Here is a 17,290-nt window from a genome sequence, read left to right on the forward strand (position 1 = left end):
ACGCGCATGACATCTCGAGAAGGCGGGGTCTCCATCCGGTGTTCGGACCATGGGATGCGACTGTGCGTTGTGCCCCGGAAGGTGGAGGGAGCAACTTGCCTCCCGCGGCGACGTTCGTTCCCCCTTTGCGCTTTTTCTCCAGCCCATTATCGACGGTGCACTTGCCTGTTCGGACGTCCTGTTGCCGTGGGGCTGTCCCGAGCAAGCCTAGTCGGGTCGCAAACGCGTCTGAAGCATCCGTCGCGACTTCGCCCGAAGCGGGACAAACATCGGCCGGGCAGCTTTAGTTCTGGTTCCGACACGGCTTGAGCCGATTGTTGGGTTCAGCATCGCCGCCGCAGTCAGATCCCGCATGAGGGCGGTCGACTGGGTTCATTGCGGGGTGCTGCTCTCGGCTTCCGGTTGCTTCTCGAACTCGGCGTATTGTGCAGGGGTCATCTGGGGCAGACGCTGGATGAATGCCACAGCGGCGATGAGTTCGGCGTCCGCGTGTGTTCTGCCGAATGACGGCATACCCGTCATTCGGATGCCATTCTTGACGATCCAGAAGAGTTCCGGCGCCGTCCATCGACCAACTGTGTCTGCGAGATAGGGCGGCTCGGGATTGAGCCCCTGGCCAATGTCTACCGGGTCTTTCCCGGGTCCGCCGTGGCAGTAGACACACGTCTCATTGTAGAGCTTGAACCCTTGGCGAACCTGGTCCTCGGTCGATGGCCCGGGTGCGGCCGCAGCATCCGCGTGGTGGGCCACAGAGCGACGCATCGTGGTGGAGAGGAGCCAAGCGATGATCGGGTTGTCTTGCTTGCTTGCCGCGACGTTGTAGAGGCCGCTAAAGACGAGCAGAAGCGCAGCCACGGCCAGCACGACCCATCCAAGAACAAAGCCGGTGACGACCTTCATGGGGAACTCCTCTGGTCGCAGGCAAGCAACGGCATAGTCCTCGTAACCAGCTCCTGACAATATGGCTTCATGGCTTCGTGGCTACTGTCTTCGCCTGGGCCGAGCGGGACAAGAGCCTCGATTGGGAAAGCACCGAGCAGATCCTGCCCTCTCGTGACTTGGAGGGGTTCATACGAAAGGGGTAGAAAGGGAGAAGGCCTTGGTGATCCTCCCATTTGTGGACCAAGTCCAGCCTTGTCTTTTAGCTTTGAGCGATGCAGGCGGCCTTCGCCGCTCTAACGAGGGGAGGGCGCAATATGACGGTTGGCCCTGTCTGCGGTGATCGTGCAGGTCAGGACGCCGTTTTTAGCAAAGCCTGACCGAACTCATCGGAGACCAGCTCATCCGGAGTGGTGGTTTCCTCTTTGAGTCCCGCGTCTACAGGCTCCGTTCGTTCGACCGAGAGCTACGTCCCGGATTCAGATCAAGCCATGCTGCTGGAGATCGCTCAGCGTCCCTACCCGCGTGTTTTGCTACTGGTCGGGGAACATGTCGTGGATCTGGGGTGCGGGGAGCCTGCCGGACCGCGGTCAGGAATCTGCTCTGGAAGGTGTTTACATGAAGCTTTGGCGGCGCGACGGGTTCGTGCGACTTTTGCGGCCTGCCGGGGCCGCGTCTGCTGGTCTCCGGCTCCGGCGGAGGCTTGGTCTCGCCCAGAAGCGCGCTCAGTCCTTCCTCGCCCTTGTGCAGCCGTTCCCGTTCGGCCTTCAGGGCCGCAATCTGCTCGTCGATCGCGGTAAGTCGAGAACGGATGGCAGCCAGCGCCTGACTCAGCGACTTCGTATCCAGCATGGATCGACCCACCTTCGGACGCGGGCGCCGGATCTAACCCCACCGGGCGCAGCATCAACCGACAGGAACAGGGAGGTTATGCGTCGCGGCTTGGCTCAACAAATCCCGGTGTCACACCGCTGTGTGGGGTCGATCACAGAACCGGCCGGCGAGCCGAGTATTCTCCCGGGTGTTCAGTGCCTGGCCACGATACCACGAGCAGCGGGAGGCTCTCATGCGGTTCAAGAAACTGTTCACCGAGCATCCCGCGTCCGTGGGGGAATCCTATGTCGAACATATGGGCGTCGCCCTGAGCTTTGCCGGCCCTCTGCTTGGGGCCGGGCTGGCGGCGCTGGTTCACGCCGTCCTGCCCTTCCTGTGTGTGACATCCGCAAGCCGCACCGTGAAACGGCTTCACGCCCGCATGATCAACCGCGGACCGCAGTCTTCAGGCCGATCTGCCCAAGATGACCTGCTGGCCTGGGATCCTGGCATCTGATCCGGTCCGCACATGCCAAGGCCATCAGACCGGACCCGGGAGTGTGCACCCAAATGTAACCGGAGACCTCCCGAAACCATCCATGATTATATTCAGTGGCTGTTTCGAGGGCGCCAGCTCGGATACGCGGGTCAGCGTCCGGCGGTTGCGACCGGCGAGGAAACGGCGCCGCCGAGCGAAGCCCAGGTGGTGCCTTCGTCGCCCTCGCGCTTGATGAAGGTGTAGCCGGTCCGATACCAGGGCAGGACGGCGTCGCGCTTGTTGTCGAGGATGAAGTCGCCGCGGTCCGTGCGGACCATCATCACGGCATGGCCGAGGCCTTCCTCGTCGATGACGACGGTCATGCGCATCGCCCGGCGCGGCAAGCCTGCCTCGACGAGCCGTCTGCGCTTGACGAGCTGGTAGTCCTCGCAGTCGCCGTAGCCGTCCTCGGCGAAGTCCCAGCGGTCCTCCACGCCCCAGTGCGCCTTGTCGGTCTTCGGCTTGATGGCGTGGTTCACTTCGCGGTTGATCCGGACGATCGTGTCTCGAGTGGCGTCCGTGAGTTCGATCGTGGCAGGCTCCGAGATGTCGACTGTGCATTCCTCCGGCATCCGCTGGCAGAAGCGGACCCACGCCAGGGTCGGCTTGGTGGCGTAGCTCTTGGTCGCGACCTCCGGTGATAGAGAGGCGAGAGCGCGTTTAGGTTTTGCCTGCACGTCGGCGGCGATCGCCCCGAAGGCGATCGCGCAGGCTGCAAGACCGAGTTTTGCCGCGAAGGAAACGTGCGTGCTTGCACGTCCGAAGGGAGTCTGCCGCATTGCCCCCGACACCGTGTCGTTAATCTCTTGTTCATCTTGATTGACACGGTTCCGCAACGTCACTCAAGACGCATGTTCAGGGTTTGGTCCACTGTCATACCTTGGCAGCGTTCACGATCGCGCCAGCGATGCGCCACCGCACCTTGGGCTGGCGCGCCTTGCTACAACGGCCGTGGTGCAGGGAGGCCAGAGATCTTCCTGACCGCAGGTGGGGGGAGGGGCCGTGCAGCGCACCCGTCACTACGCGGTAAGCGTGGCGCGGACCCGGTTAGGTGATGAAATCAGCCGGTGATGAAATCCCCCCACGTCCACAACGCCGGGCTACGGCCAAGGTTCCACAGTCCAGGACTTGAGTGCGAGGAGCACTGCTACGGCGCGTTTAGGATAAGGCCTGAGGGGCCGCTGGGCTCGATCTCATTCCGCATGCAAGCCCCAACCTCTTGTTCCGGAGCTGCCGTTGCCGAGGTCATACTCCTGGAAGGTGCCGCTCACCCGCTCAGGGCCGTGGGCTGACGGCAGGCGCCCCAGCCCTTCGGCTTTGGGGATGCGTTTAGCGGCATCGCGGTAGAGATGTGGCAGGATGTGGCTCACCACGGAGGTCAGACCATCGAAAGTCGGTGGCGCGGCGCAGGGCAGGGACGATTGCCCGCTCTTCCTCGCTGGTTTTCCAGGGTGGCTTGTGCGGACGACTGGAGCGATCCCAGCCACCCTCGGCTCCGCGTTTGCACCACTTGCCAATGGTTTCGGTGCTGACCCCACACCGTCTGGCCAGCATGCCATGGAGCCTGTGTAAGCGGGTGATCTCGATCCTGACGGCTGGGGTGGTGCGGGCCTGAGGATGGATGACGAGCATCGGGACCTCCATCGCGACCGGGGCGGTCGCGTCATTCAGTCAAGGCGCCAAGCGTATGCTTCAATCGCCCACTGCACCCCGGTCCCAATAAAGTTCCGCCACCAGACGGCAGCCTCGCCAAACATAATCTCACAGCGGGATACAAAAAGCGGCAGCCTTATCCTTTTACAGTTCTCAAACGCGAGCGAGCGGAGCAAGATGAGGCCAGCGGAGGGAAGCAACGCTGTCAGCCGCGCAAGCAGGGCTAGCGTCGCTTCATCGAACGACGGGTCGGATCCGCTGCCATGCCGGCTCGAGGACAGGAGGACGCCCATGATTAAATTCCTGAGTCAGCGTCGCGAGATGATGAAACTCTCGATGCTCGGCATGGCGGGTGCCGCTGCGGCGGTAGGCAGCGCGAGCCTTGGAGCCCGGCAGGCGGCGGCTCAGGCAGCCGCGAACAGCCAGCTCAGAACCGTGCTCGACCGTGGCAAGCTGCTGGTCGGGACGGGCTCGACAAATGCGCCCTGGCATTTCGAGAACGAGAAGGGCGAGCTCGTGGGTATGGATATCGCCATGGCCCGCATTCTCGCCAAGGGCCTGTTTGATGACGAGAGCAAGGTCGAGTTCGTCCGCCAGGATCCGGCTCAACGCATTCCCAACATCAATACCGGCAAGGTGGACATCGTCATTCAGTTCATGACGGTGAACCCGCAGCGTGCACAGCTCGTGCATTTCACCCGGCCATACTATGTCGAGGGCGTCGCGCTCCTGGTCAGGCACGACGCTGAGATGAAGACATATGATGCTCTCATGAAGGCAGGCTCCAAGGCGCGCATCTCGATCTTGCAGAACGCCGATGCGGATACCACGGTGAAGGCCGCCCTGCCTCAGGCAACTATCCTGCAACTCGACACGCAGGCGAACGTGATCCAGGCAATCGACTCGCGGCGCGCGGACGCCGCAGCAGTCGACCTCTCGACCGTCCAATGGATTACCAAGCGCCAGCCGGACCGTTACGCGGACGCGGGTAAGAAATGGTACTCCATGCTTTATTCCGCCGCGTTGCGCCAGGGAGATCCGGATTGGCTGCGGTTCGTGAATACCACCTTTGAGGTGGCGATGTACGGGCACCAGAACGCGATCTACGACAAGGCCCTGCAGGACTTCTTCGGCCTCGAGCCACCCGTTCGGGAGCCGGGGCTGCCAAGGATCTGATCCGCCCTTCAGCGACGGGGCTTCCGGAATCCGGAGCCCCGCGCCAAGATGGGCGCGATGAACTACGACCTTAATTTCAATCTCGTCTGGCGGCACTTCGACAAGCTCGTCGACGGACTGATCCTGAGCCTGCAGCTCGCGGCGATGTCGATCGGCATCGGCATGGCAATCGGGCTCGTTCTGGCGCTCGCCTATGTCGATGGCAACCGCTGGGTCCGGGCCGCTATCACGGGCTACGTCGAATTCATTCGCAACGTCCCGCTCCTTCTCCTTGTTTATCTCGTCTTCTATGGGCTCCCAACCGTCGTCGATATCCGCTACGACGCCGCTACGTCTTTCGTGGCGACACTGTCGATCTATGGCGGTGCCTATCTCGTGGAGGTCTTACGCGCTGGCCTTCAGGCTGTTCCCCAGGGCCTGATCGAAGCCGGCAAGGCGATTGGCCTCACGCCACTCCAGCGGCTTCTCTCCGTGCGGCTGCCGACGGCGCTTCGCATTGCGCTACCATCCCTCAGCAACACCTACGTGTCGCTGTTCAAGGACACTTCGATTGCCTCCGTGCTGGCAGTGCCGGAACTCACTTATCGCGCACAGTGGATCAACGTGAATACATTCCGCATTGTCGAGGTCTACGCGATTGCGACCCCGGCCTATCTCGTCACGGGATATGCCATTCTCTTTCTCCTGCGCCTGCTCGAGCGGCGCTACGCGGTCACCCGGTGACGTGCATGGAAGCGGCACTCCAGTCCCTGCCGTTCCTGCTCGACGGACTCCTCGTGACGCTGCGGGTCTCCGCACTGGTTGTCGGCATGTCGTTGGCAATCGGCATCCTGCTCGGCACGGGTCTCACCTTTGGCCCGTGGATCCTGCGCTGGCCGATCCGATTCTACAGTGACGCGATCCGCGGCATCCCGCTCCTCGTGCTGATCTTCTTTGTGTATTACGGGCTGCCTGCGATCCAGGTGAACCTCGACAACGTTGCCGCGGCGGTAGTGGCGCTGACCGTATTCAAGACCGCACAGGTCATCGAGATCACCCGGGGCGCGTTTCAGTCGATCCCGAAAGGTCAGATGGAGGCCGGCAAGGCCATCGGCCTGGTGTTCTGGCAGCGCATGGCCTATGTACTGGTTCCCCAGGCGACGCGCCGGTTCATCCCACCCTTCATCAACAGCGTCGTCGACGCCGTGAAGGGCAGCGCCCTGGTCTCGCTGCTCGGCGTCATCGATCTGATGCAGGCGATCCAACAGGTGATCGGCCGGACTTATGAACCGCTGCCACTCTACATCACCGGCGCGCTGATCTACTTCGCGATCAACTATACTCTGTCGCTCCTGGCCCGCCGCCTGGAAGCGCGCTTTGCTTACATCCGGGAGTGAACTCGTGATCGAACCCGACCGCGCACCGATCGTGAGCATTCGCGGTGTGACCAAGTCTTTCGGCCCCAATCAGGTGCTCAAAGGTGTCGATCTCAACGTGCGGCGGGGCGAGGTCGTGGCGATCATCGGCCCCTCCGGGAGTGGCAAGACCACGCTTCTGCGCTGCATCAACTTCCTGGAGGAATATGACGGCGGCTCGATTACCGTCGATGGTGTCGAGGCCGGCTATCGCGATGGGCCGGAGGCGCGCAATCGACGGCGGCGCTCGGAGCGGGAGCTGTCGCGGCTGCGAGCCGATACCGCGATGGTCTTCCAGATGTTCAACCTCTTCCCGCATCTGACCGCAGCCGAGAACGTGATGCTCGGGCTGCGCAAGGTGCGCGGCCAGCCCAAAGCCCAGGCCCGCGAGATCGCTCATCGCTGGCTTGCCCGGGTCGGGCTCGCCGACAAGGTCGATTTCCTGCCATCGCAGCTTTCGGGCGGCCAGCAGCAACGTGTCGGCATCGCCCGCGCGGTCGCCATGGATCCGAAGGTTCTGCTTCTCGATGAGGTCACCTCGGCACTCGATCCGGAACTCGTCGGAGAGGTTCTCGACGTCGTGATCGAACTCGCCGAGGAGGGCCGCACCATGATCCTCGTCACCCACGAGATGGCCTTCGCGCGCGAGGTCGCGAGCCGGGTCGTCTTCATCGACGCGGGTCAAATCCAGGCCGAGGGCGCGCCCGCCGACATCTTCGACCGCCAGCCGAACGAGAGGCTGAAGGCATTTCTCGCCCGCTTCGTCGCCTTTCACCGGAGCGCGCGAGCGCGGCACGAGGCACAGACAAGACAGGAGACGACCTGATGGCCCCGAACCGTCCCGATATCAGACCGTCGTTGGGCCTGCGACCGATCATCAATGTCTCAGGGACGATGACGGCACTTGGCGCCTCAATTGCCGTACCCGAGGCGATCGAGGCCGTCTCGCGCGTCCTGCCGGAATTCGTCGAGATCAACGATCTCCAGCGTAAGGCCTCGGCGGTGATAGCCCGCCTCACTGGCGCCGAGGCAGGCTATGTCACGGCAAGCGCCTCTGCAGGCATCACCCTGGCCATTGCCGGCGCTATGACCGGGGCGGATCTCGCCAAGATTGAACAACTGCCGGATGCCTCGGGAATGAAGGACGAGGTGGTGATCCTCACCGGACATCTCGTCGGGTATGGCGCGCCGATCAAGCAGGCAATCCGGCTTTCCGGCTCCAGGGTCATTTCCGTCGGACAGGTTACCATGGTCAGGAGCTACCAGCTCGAGGGTTCCATCACGGAGCGCACCGTTGCGGCCCTCTATGTCGTGTCGCATCATGCCGTGCAGTACGGGCAGATTCCACTCGCGGAATTCTGTCGCATCTGCAATGCCCGCGGCGTGCCGGTCATCGTCGATGCCGCTTCCGAGTATGATCTGAAGGGTTTTCTGGCGGCAGGCGCGGCCGCCGCAATCTACAGCGCCCACAAGTTTCTCGGCGGACCGACCGCCGGCATCGTCGCCGGGCGCAAGGACCTTGTGCGCGCCGCCTTTCTGCAGAACCACGGGATCGGGCGTGGCATGAAGGTCGGGAAGGAGGGCATCGCCGGCACCATGGCGGCCCTGCAGGCTTGGGAGACCCGTGACCACACCACTATTCGCGAGCGCGAGCGCGAGCACCTTACCTTATGGCTCGACCGGCTCCGAAACGCACCGGGCCTGCACGCTCGTATTGTGGGCGATCCGACGGGAAACCCTCTTGATCGGCTCGAAGTAGCAGTGAGCCCAAGTGAAGCCGGCACAACGGCTTGGATGCTGGCTGCTGAACTCGCCAGAGGTGATCCGCCCATCATCGTGCGCGACCATGAAGTAGCAAACGGACATTTTTTCCTGGATCCCTGCAACCTTCATCCTGGAGAAGCAGAGATTGTTGTCGACAGGATCGTCAGCACCTTACGCGCACTGCAAGGGCAACCAATCCAGGACGTCAGCACGCTCGAAAGGCGCCGTTTCGCTGCGTTGAGCCAATGGCCGGATTAAAGAGACACGGCCGGATGGCCCGTATTATGGAGTGACGCTGATCCAGTCTGTCCGTGCCGGTGTCGAAGACCAAATATTGATCCGGCCCCACTGTCTTGGCTATAGCCCCGCGCCAGCTCAGGGCATGGGAGGAGGCCATCTGCAGGACGGCCAGAAGAACTCTGCTTAGATCCAGCGACGGAACAGATCGGCGAAGAAATAGAGGCCTATGGTCCAGGGTCTACACGGCCTCATCCTGCTTCCACCAATTGTTTGCTTGTCGGCAGAGGCTGTCGCTCGTCACGCCTTGGCGGCTTCGTCGGTGCGCTATGGATGCGCTGCCTGATGTGCTCGACGATGCGCCGCGCCTCCTCGGCGATTCCCAACATGGTGCCCGCCCGGCGCGATCTGGGGGATTCCAGGCCGGCGAAATAGAGGCCCGGCAGGGCTGTGATGCCTTCCTGGTGCATCGGCTGACCCCGCCCATCAAGCACGCCCGGCAATCGCACCCAGCTGAAATCACCCGTGAAGCCGGTGCACCAAATCACCGTCGTGAGGCCACTCTGGCCCGGATCGAGGGACAGGATCGGCGGGTCCGGAAGGCGCGGGGCGACGGTCTCCGCCGGGTCCTCGATCGCAGCCGGAGCCTCGAAACCATGCCGGGCAATGTAGTCATCAATCTTGCGCTTGACCTTGACCGAGGCCTCGTCGGCGAAGCGGATGTTGTCCTGCAGATCGTCTGCGAATGTGAGGCGGCCGTCTTCGACGCCCGTGAGTCGACCCAGCAGCACGACCCCCTGCGCACTGAGCGACTGCAGGCTGATCGTGCGGATCGCTCCAACCAGCGGCCGGGATTCGATGCGGCCCGAAGGCTCCATCTGACGCGGCACGTCGAACAACCCGCTCTGCTCGAGCCAGACAAAGATGTCCTTTCCTCGATACTGCCGCGGCATGCGCCCAGCACGGGCCGTTGCCAGGAAGACGGTTCGGCCCGCTTCGATGAGGTCTTGGGCGATCTGGCCACCGGACTGGGCGCTCCCAACGACCAGAATCGCTCCTTTGGGAAGCGCTGCCGGGCTACGGTAATCGCAAGCATCGATCTGCAGCAGGTTTGCCGACAGTGCGGCGGCCGCAGCCGGCCGGCGGGCGCGGTTCTGGCTGCCGCTCGCGATCACCACATGGCCCGCGCGCAGCGTGCCGCGCGGCGTGGTCAGGCAGAAGAGGCTATCCTCTTCGTCGCGAGCCAGTTTGAGCACTGGGGTGTTCGTCTCGACCGGGAGGCGGTTCCGTATTGCGAAGTCCTCCAGGAGGGCCACGAACTCATCGCGCGTCATGAAGCCATCCGGGTCGGGACCGTCGTAGGTGTCGTCCGGCATGAGAGTCTGGATCTTCGTCGAGTTCATCCGGAACGCGTCCCAGCGCTGGGTGCGCCAAGTGGCGCCGATCCGATCGCGCTCCAGCACGCGGTGCCGTAATCCCGCCCGAACCAGGGCGTGGCTGACGCCCAGCCCGGCCCAGCCAGCGCCGATGACGACGGCATCGAGCATGGCGCCATCCGCCACCATGGGCGCGAGGGTCGAGATCGAACGTTTGGCTCGGCTCATGCGGTCAATAGCGTTCATTGGGCCTCCGGCGATGCGCGCTCGATGCCTTGGCTATTCATTCTACGGGCAAGGAGCGATCGCGACGTCGGAATCCTGGCGAAGTCCTGGGGCGCGATCAGTGATGTCCATCACGCTGGCGAAACTCTGTGGTGCTGGCGGAGAGTGCACCTGCCGCTTGGGATGGCGCAGCGCAATTCAAGCGGGCCTGTGGTTCGAACCGGCTCGAATACCTAATTTGAATAAAGCAGACCTCAGTGTTTGTAGCGCAGGATTACGGCCTTGCCACATCTTAGCTAAAGTCAGACTATATCGTTGCGGAGGCTGAGATGTGGCGATCGTCGGCGGTCCCTTCCTGTACTTCGCTCGAATTTTCGCCGGACATCGCTCATGTTCTTGGTGAGGAGCTGCCTGCGCGAATCATTTCAAACCGAGTCGTCGCCAAGACGGTCGTGATATTGGTGTGCGCTTCGCCTCACGCTTATGCAGCTTTGATGCCTGCTTTTGTGAGCCGGTGGCCAGCTCGTATGAAACGGCCGTCTCGTCCTCGGGGCCAACCTCGCCCCCGGCGCCGATTCATCGGACGCGAGTTGACAAAATCGGAAGGCAACTAGAAAGGACGCTCGTCCATGACCTCCCTCCGCAAGCTATGCCGTACGAGAGATCACAAGTTCGGGCATTTCATTGTAGAGTTCGCGACGCCAGGGATCGGCCACATCTTGAAGAATGCAGGATGTGATTTCGTCCTCTTTGACACCGAGCATTCAGGGTTCGGGTTCGAGACCATCAAGAACGCTATCCGCTACTTTGAGGCGGCAGATCTGCCTGCCGTCATCAGGGTTCCCTCAAAGGCGTATGACCAGATGGCCCGAGCTGCGGACATGGGAGCAGAGGGGGTCATGGTGCCAATGGTCGACACGCCAGAGGAGGCCCGCGAACTCGTCGCGAACATAAAGTATCCGCCGGCGGGACGGCGGGGCGTGGCGCTCGGGGTCGCCCACGACAACTACGCATCAGGAGGGATCGTCGGAGAAAGGCTCGAGACTGCCAACCAGCGGATCTGTCTATTTGCCCAGATTGAGACAGCCTCCGGCGCCAAGCACGCCGACGCAATCGCTGCTGTGGACGGTGTCGACTGCCTGTGGGTGGGCCATTTCGACCTGACGGCTTCGCTCGGTGTTCCCGGCCAGTTCGACCATCCGCTGTTTCTCGAGGCCATCGACGGCGTGGTGGCGGCGTGCCGCAAGCACAAGAAGGCGCTTGGGCGCCTCGTGCCCGATGCGGCGACCGGGGTGGATTATGCCGCCAGGGGATTCGACTTCTTGTGCTGGTCGGGCGATGTCTGGGCGCTGCAAGCCGCGATCCGTAATGGGATCGATACGATGCGCGCCGGAATCGAGGCATCTCTTTCCGGTACCCAGGCCCGTGCAGAGGGAGGCTGACATGGCCCCCTTCCGTGTCGCGCTGAGTGGCGACTTTCTCCGAACGGACGGCACTCCGGCCTATCCGATGTTCGACTTGTCGCCGTTGGCGAACACACCAGACCTCGAGTTCGCATACGTGAATCCGTTAGACGGGGTCATGCAGGCAGACGACCTCGCGGACTTCGATGCTCTTACTCTGCTGGCACCGCGCTTCGATGAGCGGAGCATTGGCTCGAACAACCGGCTCGCTATCGTCGCCCGGTTCGGGGTGGGCTACGATAACGTCGACGTAGAAGCTTGTACTGCCGCGGGTATCGCTCTGGTGATCACGCCCGACGGTGTACGTCGGCCCGTGGCGGTGGCCGTTCTCACGTTTATCCTGGCACTCGCGGGAAAGCTCCTCACGAAGGACCGGCTCACCCGTGAGGGGCCGGCAGGCTGGGCGCGTCGCAGCGCTCATATGGGAATGGGGTTGACGGGACGAACGCTGGGGCAGCTCGGCATCGGCAATATCGGCGCGGAGGTCCTCCGCCTAGCCGCTCCGCTGGGCATGCGGTTCATCGCACATGACACCTTCGTCTCGGCAGAGCAGGCCCGCGCGCTCTCCGTCGAACTGGTCGATATCGAGACGCTCTTTCGGGAAGCGGACTTCCTGTCCATCAGCGTGCCGCTCAACGACGACACGCGAGGGCTCGTCGGCAAGCGCCTCATAGGACTGATGAAACCGACGGCCTACCTGATCAACACGGCGCGCGGGCCGATCGTAGACCAGGCCGCGCTCACGGAAGCCCTCGAAGCTGGCGAGATTGCAGGCGCAGGCCTCGACGTGTTCGAGGCGGAGCCGACGCCTGTCGACGAACGCCTTCTGGCGCTCGAGAACGTCATCGTGACGCCGCACGCCCTCTGCTGGACCGACGAATGCTTTGCCGGCAATGGCGCGGCGGATGTCCGGGCCGTGCTGGAAGTGCGGCATGGCCGCGAACCAGCGGGAGTGGTCAACAAGGCGGTCCTTTCCGATTCCCGCTTTCGCGCACGGCTCGCCTCGTTGGCAGCTGGATCCAGAACTTTTCAGGAAATCGCGTCACCGAGTTCCTCTGTTTCACCATAAGGAGCAAGTCCGAGTGAGCTTGCACGTCAAGCATCAACAACAGAGAGGGAAGAGGCGACCATGGACGACCGTCAGAAACGCGACTTCGATGCAGCACTGTCCGCTGAAGTCGATGCATTCCTCCGAGGCGAGCCGACACGGCGCGACTTCGTCAAGCAGTTTGGCCAGATGGCGGGGATGATCGCAATCGGCGAAGGATTGGTCCCGCTCTTTGCCCAGCAAGCTCTCGCGCAGGCGGCCGTGGATCTTGCAGATCCCAGCACCCCGCTAGGTCAGGCGCAGGCTGCGGTTATCAAGGCGTCCACCGAAGGCCCAGCCGACGGATCCGCCTACCGGGCTGCGCAGGCCGCCAAGAAGTACAAGGGCGCGACGCTGAACATGACTTACGAGGCCGGCCTGCAGGCGCTCGATCCCCGCAACTTCTCGGGGCCGGTCTGGGAACAGCTCACGGGAATCAAGTCGAACGTCATCGAGTTATCCCACCCCGACCAGTACTCCAAGCCCATCGCCGAGCACATCGCCAATTCGGGCGCCTACGATATTCTCGACATCGAGCCGGCCTGGACACCTTCCATGGCAGATGGCGGAGTGATCCAGCCTCTCGACGACTATATCGCGCGATATATGAACAGGGCCGACCTGGACGACTACCATCCGCTCTACAAGGCTCTTCCCACCTACAAGGGTAAAATCTGGGGCTTCTTCGACGACGGAGACATGTTCGCGCTCTACTATCGCAAGGACATATTCGAGGATCCCAAGCTCAAGGACGCATACCAGAATAAGTTCAACAAGCCCCTGGCCGTCCCGACGACCTGGGAAGATTATGCCCAGGTCGCCCAATTCATCACGGATCAGATGGCGCCCAGCGTTTACGGGGCAGCTCACTTCCGCAAAGCCGGGTCTCCAGGCAATCAGTTCGATTTCCTTCAACAATACCGCGCGAATGGCGGCGTCTTCTTCGACGACAACATGAAGGCTCAGCTCAACTCACCGGCAGGTCTCAAGACCTTCGAGAACATGCTGGCCGCCAACAAGGCCTCGATACCCGGGAACAATGATCTGGATGCCGTTTCCGTCTGGGTCGCATGGCTCCAGGGCAAGGTCGCGATGATCTATTCGTGGCCTCCCACGGGTCGCATGAGCGCGAACTACTCCCAGAGCGCGAAGGCGATCAACTTCGTGCCGCAGTCAATGGTGGCCGACAAGGTGGGCTATGCGCTCGTACCCAGAAACCCGGAGCACGCCACGGGCTACAACAAGGCGCTCGCCGCAGGCAGCTCCAATGCCGAGGCCGCATATCTCTTCATGCAATGGGCGACGTCTCCGCCGGTGTCGCTGGCCCGCTGCATGCTTCCCTACTCGCTGCGCGACCCTTATCGGCTCTCTCACTTCAAGTCGCCGCTCTACCAGTCGCTGTGGCCAACGGCGAAGGAGTACCTGTCCAATCTCTCCAATTCCGCCAACAAGGGGCTGCTCGACATGATCTTGCCGGGTTGGCAGGATTATGCGCTCAGCATCGACCGGATGTGCACGTCCGTCTGGGCCGGCACGGATCCGAAGGCCGCGCTGCAAACGGCCGCCGCAGAGTGGGATGCTACGACGAACCGCTTGGGAGTCGAGAAGCAAAAGGCCTTTTTCGCCGAGTACAAGAAGCTCCCTGGCTCTTCGGCCGACCACACCGTGGAGGCCCTGGGAATGGCCGTGAAGCTCGACTGACGTAAGCGAGAGGGAGTTGTTCCCGCCGCTTTGCAACTCCCTCTCCATGGCCTGGCAAGCAGCAGCATGGCGGAGACGCGAGGGATGAGCGCACATTCCGAGGCAGTTGACCTGCAGCCTCCTCGCCGGGAACACCGAGGCGTGCTCGAGTGGATGGACCGGCAGTTCAAGTGGCTGCTGGTACTTCCGGCCATCATCTTGATCTTGGCCCTCTCGATTTATCCGCTCCTGTTCTCGGTCTGGGTATCCTTCGTCAACTATGATTTCACCGTCCCGGGACATGAGTTTGTGGGTCTTGGCAACTTCCTGCAGGTCGTGAACGATCCCGTGGCGCGGTGGTCCGTTGTCGTCACGGTGATTCTATCAACGGCGAGCGTCGTCTGCGAGTTCGTGCTCGGGCTCGCCCTGGCACTTGCCATGGTGAAGCCGTTCCGGGGCCGCGGTCTGGTGATGTCGATCATCATCGTGCCGCTCTTCATCAGCCCGGTCATCGTCGGCCAAGCGTGGGCGCTCCTGCTCCAGCGGCCTTTCGGACCGACCAATTACCTCCTCGGCAAGCTGCTGGGGACCGATGTCACGATCAGTTGGCTGACGCAGACACCCTGGAACTTCATCGCCCTGGTCGTGGCTGATACTTGGCAATGGACGCCCTTCATGTTCGTCATTCTGCTTGCAGGACTGACGAGTGTGCCGCAGCACATCTATGAGGCCGCCGAACTCGACGGCGTGGGCTGGTGGGACACGTTCTTGTTCATCACGGTTCCGCACATTGCCCCGATGATGCTTCTCGCGGTGACGTTCCGTCTGCTCGACGCAATCAAGCTGTTCGACACTGTCTTCATGATGACTGGAGGCGGGCCCGGTACGATGACCTACACGTCGTCGTTTTATCTGTACACGATCGGCTTCCAGCAATTCCATCTCGGGCAGGCGACCGCTGGGAGCTGGATCTTCCTCGTTATCACGGCCGCTGTCGTCACTCTCCTGGTGCGCAAACTCGTGACCGTGGAGGCAGCGTGATGAAAGCGACCGCAATATTCCGCCGCTACCGATCGCGACGGCCATCGTTCGGCCGGGTCATCCTCGTCGCACTCTATCTGCTGTTCGTCCTGGCGCCGCTCTACTGGATGTTCGTGACTTCCATCAAGCCGAGCGATGACTATCTTGCGAACCCACCAGTCTGGTTCCCGGACAATCCGACGCTTCTCCATTACAGCGCGGCGCTGTTCTCGTATCGAGGACTGGATGGGCTCATCAACAGCCTGATCGTCTCCACCGCAGCGACGATTCTTTCGACTCTGTTGGGCACGCTGATGGCCTATAGCCTCGCCCGTTTCCGGACGGGTGGGAAGCACCTGTCCTTCTGGGTTCTGTCGCAGCGCTTCCTGCCGCCGATCGCGACCGTTCTGCCGATCTTTCTGATCTATCGCAGCATCGGACTGCACGACACCCGAACGGGCCTCACCATTGCCTACACGGTGTTCACGCTACCCGTAACGGTCTGGATGATGCTGGCCTATTTTCGGCAGCTCCCGACCTCTCTCGAAGAGGCCGCACTCGTGGATGGCTGCACGCGGTGGCAGTCCTTCTGGAGCGTCGCAGTGCCTCTAGCCGCTCCCGGCATCGTCGCCGCCATGGTCTTTGCCTTCATCGCCTGCTGGACCGAGTTCTTCTTCGCCCTGATCCTGACGAGTCGAAACGCCTTTACTTTGCCGACCGTCTTCCGCGCCTTCCTCGGCTTTCAGGGCGCCCAGTACGGTGAGGCAAGCGCGCTTGCCATGGTGTCGCTCGTGCCGTCCATCGTGCTCGGAACGCTCGCGCAGAAGCATCTCGTCCGCGGACTCACCTTGGGGGCAGTCAGGGGATGAAACGCAACTTGCACCAAAGAGCGCCATGGCCGAGGTGACCATCAGGGGACTCGAGAAGCGCTACGGCGCCTACCAGGCGCTTCGCGACATCGACCTCTCCATCCGCGACGGGGAACTTGCGGTCCTGGTCGGGCCGTCCGGCTGCGGCAAGAGCACCCTCCTGCGCACGATCGCGGGGCTCGAGGATATATCCGGGGGAACCATCGCGATCGGAGGAGAGGTCGTCAACAACGTAAGGCCGCGTGACCGCGACGTGGCTATGGTCTTCCAGGACTATGCGCTTTACCCCCATATGTCCGTCTCCAGGAACATCGGGTTCGGATTGCGCGCTCGAAAGTTGCCGAAGCACATTATAAAAGCCAAGGTCCTTTCCGCGGCGGCGACACTCGGCATCGAGCCGCTGCTCGATCGATATCCGCGGCAGCTCTCGGGTGGACAGCGGCAACGCGTAGCAATCGGACGAGCCATCGTCCGGGATCCACAGATCTTCCTGTTCGACGAACCTCTGTCCAATCTCGACGCTCAGCTGCGGGACGAGATGCGGAGCGAGATCAAGCGACTCCATCAGGAGCTGGGCGTCACAATGATCTACGTGACCCACGATCAGATCGAGGCCATGACCCTCGCGGATAGGATCGTCGTGCTGAAGGATGGCCAGATCGAACAGCAGGGATCACCCCTCGATCTCTACGAGCGCCCGCAGACCCGCTTCGTCGCAGGCTTCATCGGGTCGCCACAGATGAACTTCGTGCCCGTCGAGCTGGCGGAGGATGGGTCGGAACTGCGGCTGGGCGACAGGTCCGTTCTCGCCGCCGACTTCCGCAGGCTGGCGAGCCCCGCCCCGCGGCGCCTGACGCTCGGATTCCGGCCCAGCCACGTCGCGCCGGCGAGGAGCGAGGATGCCCGCAAGGGTCACGTAAGGCGAGTCGTCAGGATCGATCTGGTCCAGCCTACCGGCGCCCGCAGCTTCGTGACATTCCAGCTCGGCAATTCTCCGGTCACGGCAGAGGTCGGCGCCCACGAAGCCGGACAGGTAGGCGAAGACATGGCTGTCGACATCGACCTTTCGAGGGCGGTCCTCATCGATGACGCGACGGGCCGGGTCTTGTAATCGCA

The 17,290-nt window shown here is 62.4% G+C and carries 15 protein-coding genes; 12 read left to right on the forward strand and 3 right to left on the reverse strand.

The window, feature by feature from the left end:
- Window positions 1-372: 372 nt before the first annotated feature.
- Complete coding sequence (locus tag BN1233_RS07350; protein ID WP_046862847.1) at window positions 373-900, reverse strand: c-type cytochrome; 528 nt, start codon at window positions 898-900, stop codon at window positions 373-375.
- Between the two features lie 1,045 nt (window positions 901-1,945).
- Between BN1233_RS07350 and BN1233_RS07355 the strand changes: the two genes are divergently transcribed.
- On the forward strand, window positions 1,946-2,209 hold the full coding sequence (locus BN1233_RS07355; RefSeq protein WP_046862848.1) for a DUF6356 family protein: 264 nt from the start codon (window positions 1,946-1,948) through the stop codon (window positions 2,207-2,209).
- A 131-nt stretch (window positions 2,210-2,340) separates the two neighbouring features.
- Here the strand turns inward: BN1233_RS07355 and BN1233_RS07360 are convergent, their stop codons facing one another.
- Window positions 2,341-3,009, reverse strand: a complete 669-nt coding sequence (locus tag BN1233_RS07360; RefSeq protein WP_046862849.1) for a transglutaminase-like cysteine peptidase — start codon at window positions 3,007-3,009, stop codon at window positions 2,341-2,343.
- Window positions 3,010-4,174: 1,165 nt separating this feature from the next.
- Between BN1233_RS07360 and BN1233_RS07370 the strand changes: the two genes are divergently transcribed.
- From BN1233_RS07370 to BN1233_RS07390, 5 genes are read left to right on the forward strand one after another with little or no spacing between them, the layout of a single operon-like run.
- On the forward strand, window positions 4,175-5,059 hold the full coding sequence (locus BN1233_RS07370) for a transporter substrate-binding domain-containing protein (RefSeq protein WP_425311686.1): 885 nt from the start codon (window positions 4,175-4,177) through the stop codon (window positions 5,057-5,059).
- 57 nt (window positions 5,060-5,116) lie between these two features.
- Window positions 5,117-5,782: an amino acid ABC transporter permease gene (locus BN1233_RS07375; protein ID WP_046863184.1), complete on the forward strand. Its 666-nt coding sequence runs from the start codon at window positions 5,117-5,119 to the stop codon at window positions 5,780-5,782.
- A gap of 5 nt (window positions 5,783-5,787) precedes the next feature.
- Window positions 5,788-6,435, forward strand: coding sequence for an amino acid ABC transporter permease (locus BN1233_RS07380; protein ID WP_046862851.1), 648 nt, complete (start codon window positions 5,788-5,790; stop codon window positions 6,433-6,435).
- 7 nt (window positions 6,436-6,442) lie between these two features.
- Complete coding sequence (locus BN1233_RS07385) at window positions 6,443-7,279, forward strand: amino acid ABC transporter ATP-binding protein (RefSeq protein ID WP_046863185.1); 837 nt, start codon at window positions 6,443-6,445, stop codon at window positions 7,277-7,279.
- A complete protein-coding gene (locus tag BN1233_RS07390) occupies window positions 7,279-8,475 on the forward strand; it encodes a PLP-dependent aminotransferase family protein (protein ID WP_046862852.1) in 1,197 nt (398 codons plus the stop codon). The genes BN1233_RS07385 and BN1233_RS07390 overlap by 1 nt, the downstream gene beginning before the upstream one ends.
- A gap of 230 nt (window positions 8,476-8,705) precedes the next feature.
- Here the strand turns inward: BN1233_RS07390 and BN1233_RS07395 are convergent, their stop codons facing one another.
- Window positions 8,706-10,076, reverse strand: coding sequence for a flavin-containing monooxygenase (locus tag BN1233_RS07395; protein ID WP_063776726.1), 1,371 nt, complete (start codon window positions 10,074-10,076; stop codon window positions 8,706-8,708).
- A gap of 608 nt (window positions 10,077-10,684) precedes the next feature.
- Between BN1233_RS07395 and BN1233_RS07400 the strand changes: the two genes are divergently transcribed.
- The 6 genes from BN1233_RS07400 (at window position 10,685) to BN1233_RS07425 (ending at window position 17,285) form a co-directional block, all read left to right on the forward strand.
- The gene (locus tag BN1233_RS07400; protein WP_046862853.1) at window positions 10,685-11,497 is read left to right on the forward strand and encodes an HpcH/HpaI aldolase family protein; all 813 of its coding nucleotides are present in this window, start codon (window positions 10,685-10,687) and stop codon (window positions 11,495-11,497) included.
- A gap of 1 nt (window position 11,498) precedes the next feature.
- A complete protein-coding gene (locus tag BN1233_RS07405; protein WP_046862854.1) occupies window positions 11,499-12,587 on the forward strand; it encodes an NAD(P)-dependent oxidoreductase in 1,089 nt (362 codons plus the stop codon).
- A 60-nt stretch (window positions 12,588-12,647) separates the two neighbouring features.
- Entirely contained in the window at window positions 12,648-14,306 is a 1,659-nt protein-coding gene (locus BN1233_RS07410; protein WP_046862855.1) for an extracellular solute-binding protein, read from the forward strand.
- Between the two features lie 84 nt (window positions 14,307-14,390).
- Window positions 14,391-15,326, forward strand: a complete 936-nt coding sequence (locus BN1233_RS07415; protein ID WP_046862856.1) for a carbohydrate ABC transporter permease — start codon at window positions 14,391-14,393, stop codon at window positions 15,324-15,326.
- Window positions 15,326-16,174 (forward strand): carbohydrate ABC transporter permease, encoded by an 849-nt coding sequence (locus BN1233_RS07420; protein ID WP_046862857.1) that lies wholly within the window; start codon window positions 15,326-15,328, stop codon window positions 16,172-16,174. Before BN1233_RS07415 ends, BN1233_RS07420 begins: the two co-directional genes overlap by 1 nt.
- A gap of 25 nt (window positions 16,175-16,199) precedes the next feature.
- Window positions 16,200-17,285, forward strand: a complete 1,086-nt coding sequence (locus tag BN1233_RS07425; RefSeq protein WP_046862858.1) for an ABC transporter ATP-binding protein — start codon at window positions 16,200-16,202, stop codon at window positions 17,283-17,285.
- Window positions 17,286-17,290: the final 5 nt, after the last annotated feature.

It is taken from the genome of Microvirga massiliensis, assembly GCF_001006805.1.
GTDB classification, from domain to species: Bacteria; Pseudomonadota; Alphaproteobacteria; order Rhizobiales; family Beijerinckiaceae; genus Microvirga; species Microvirga massiliensis.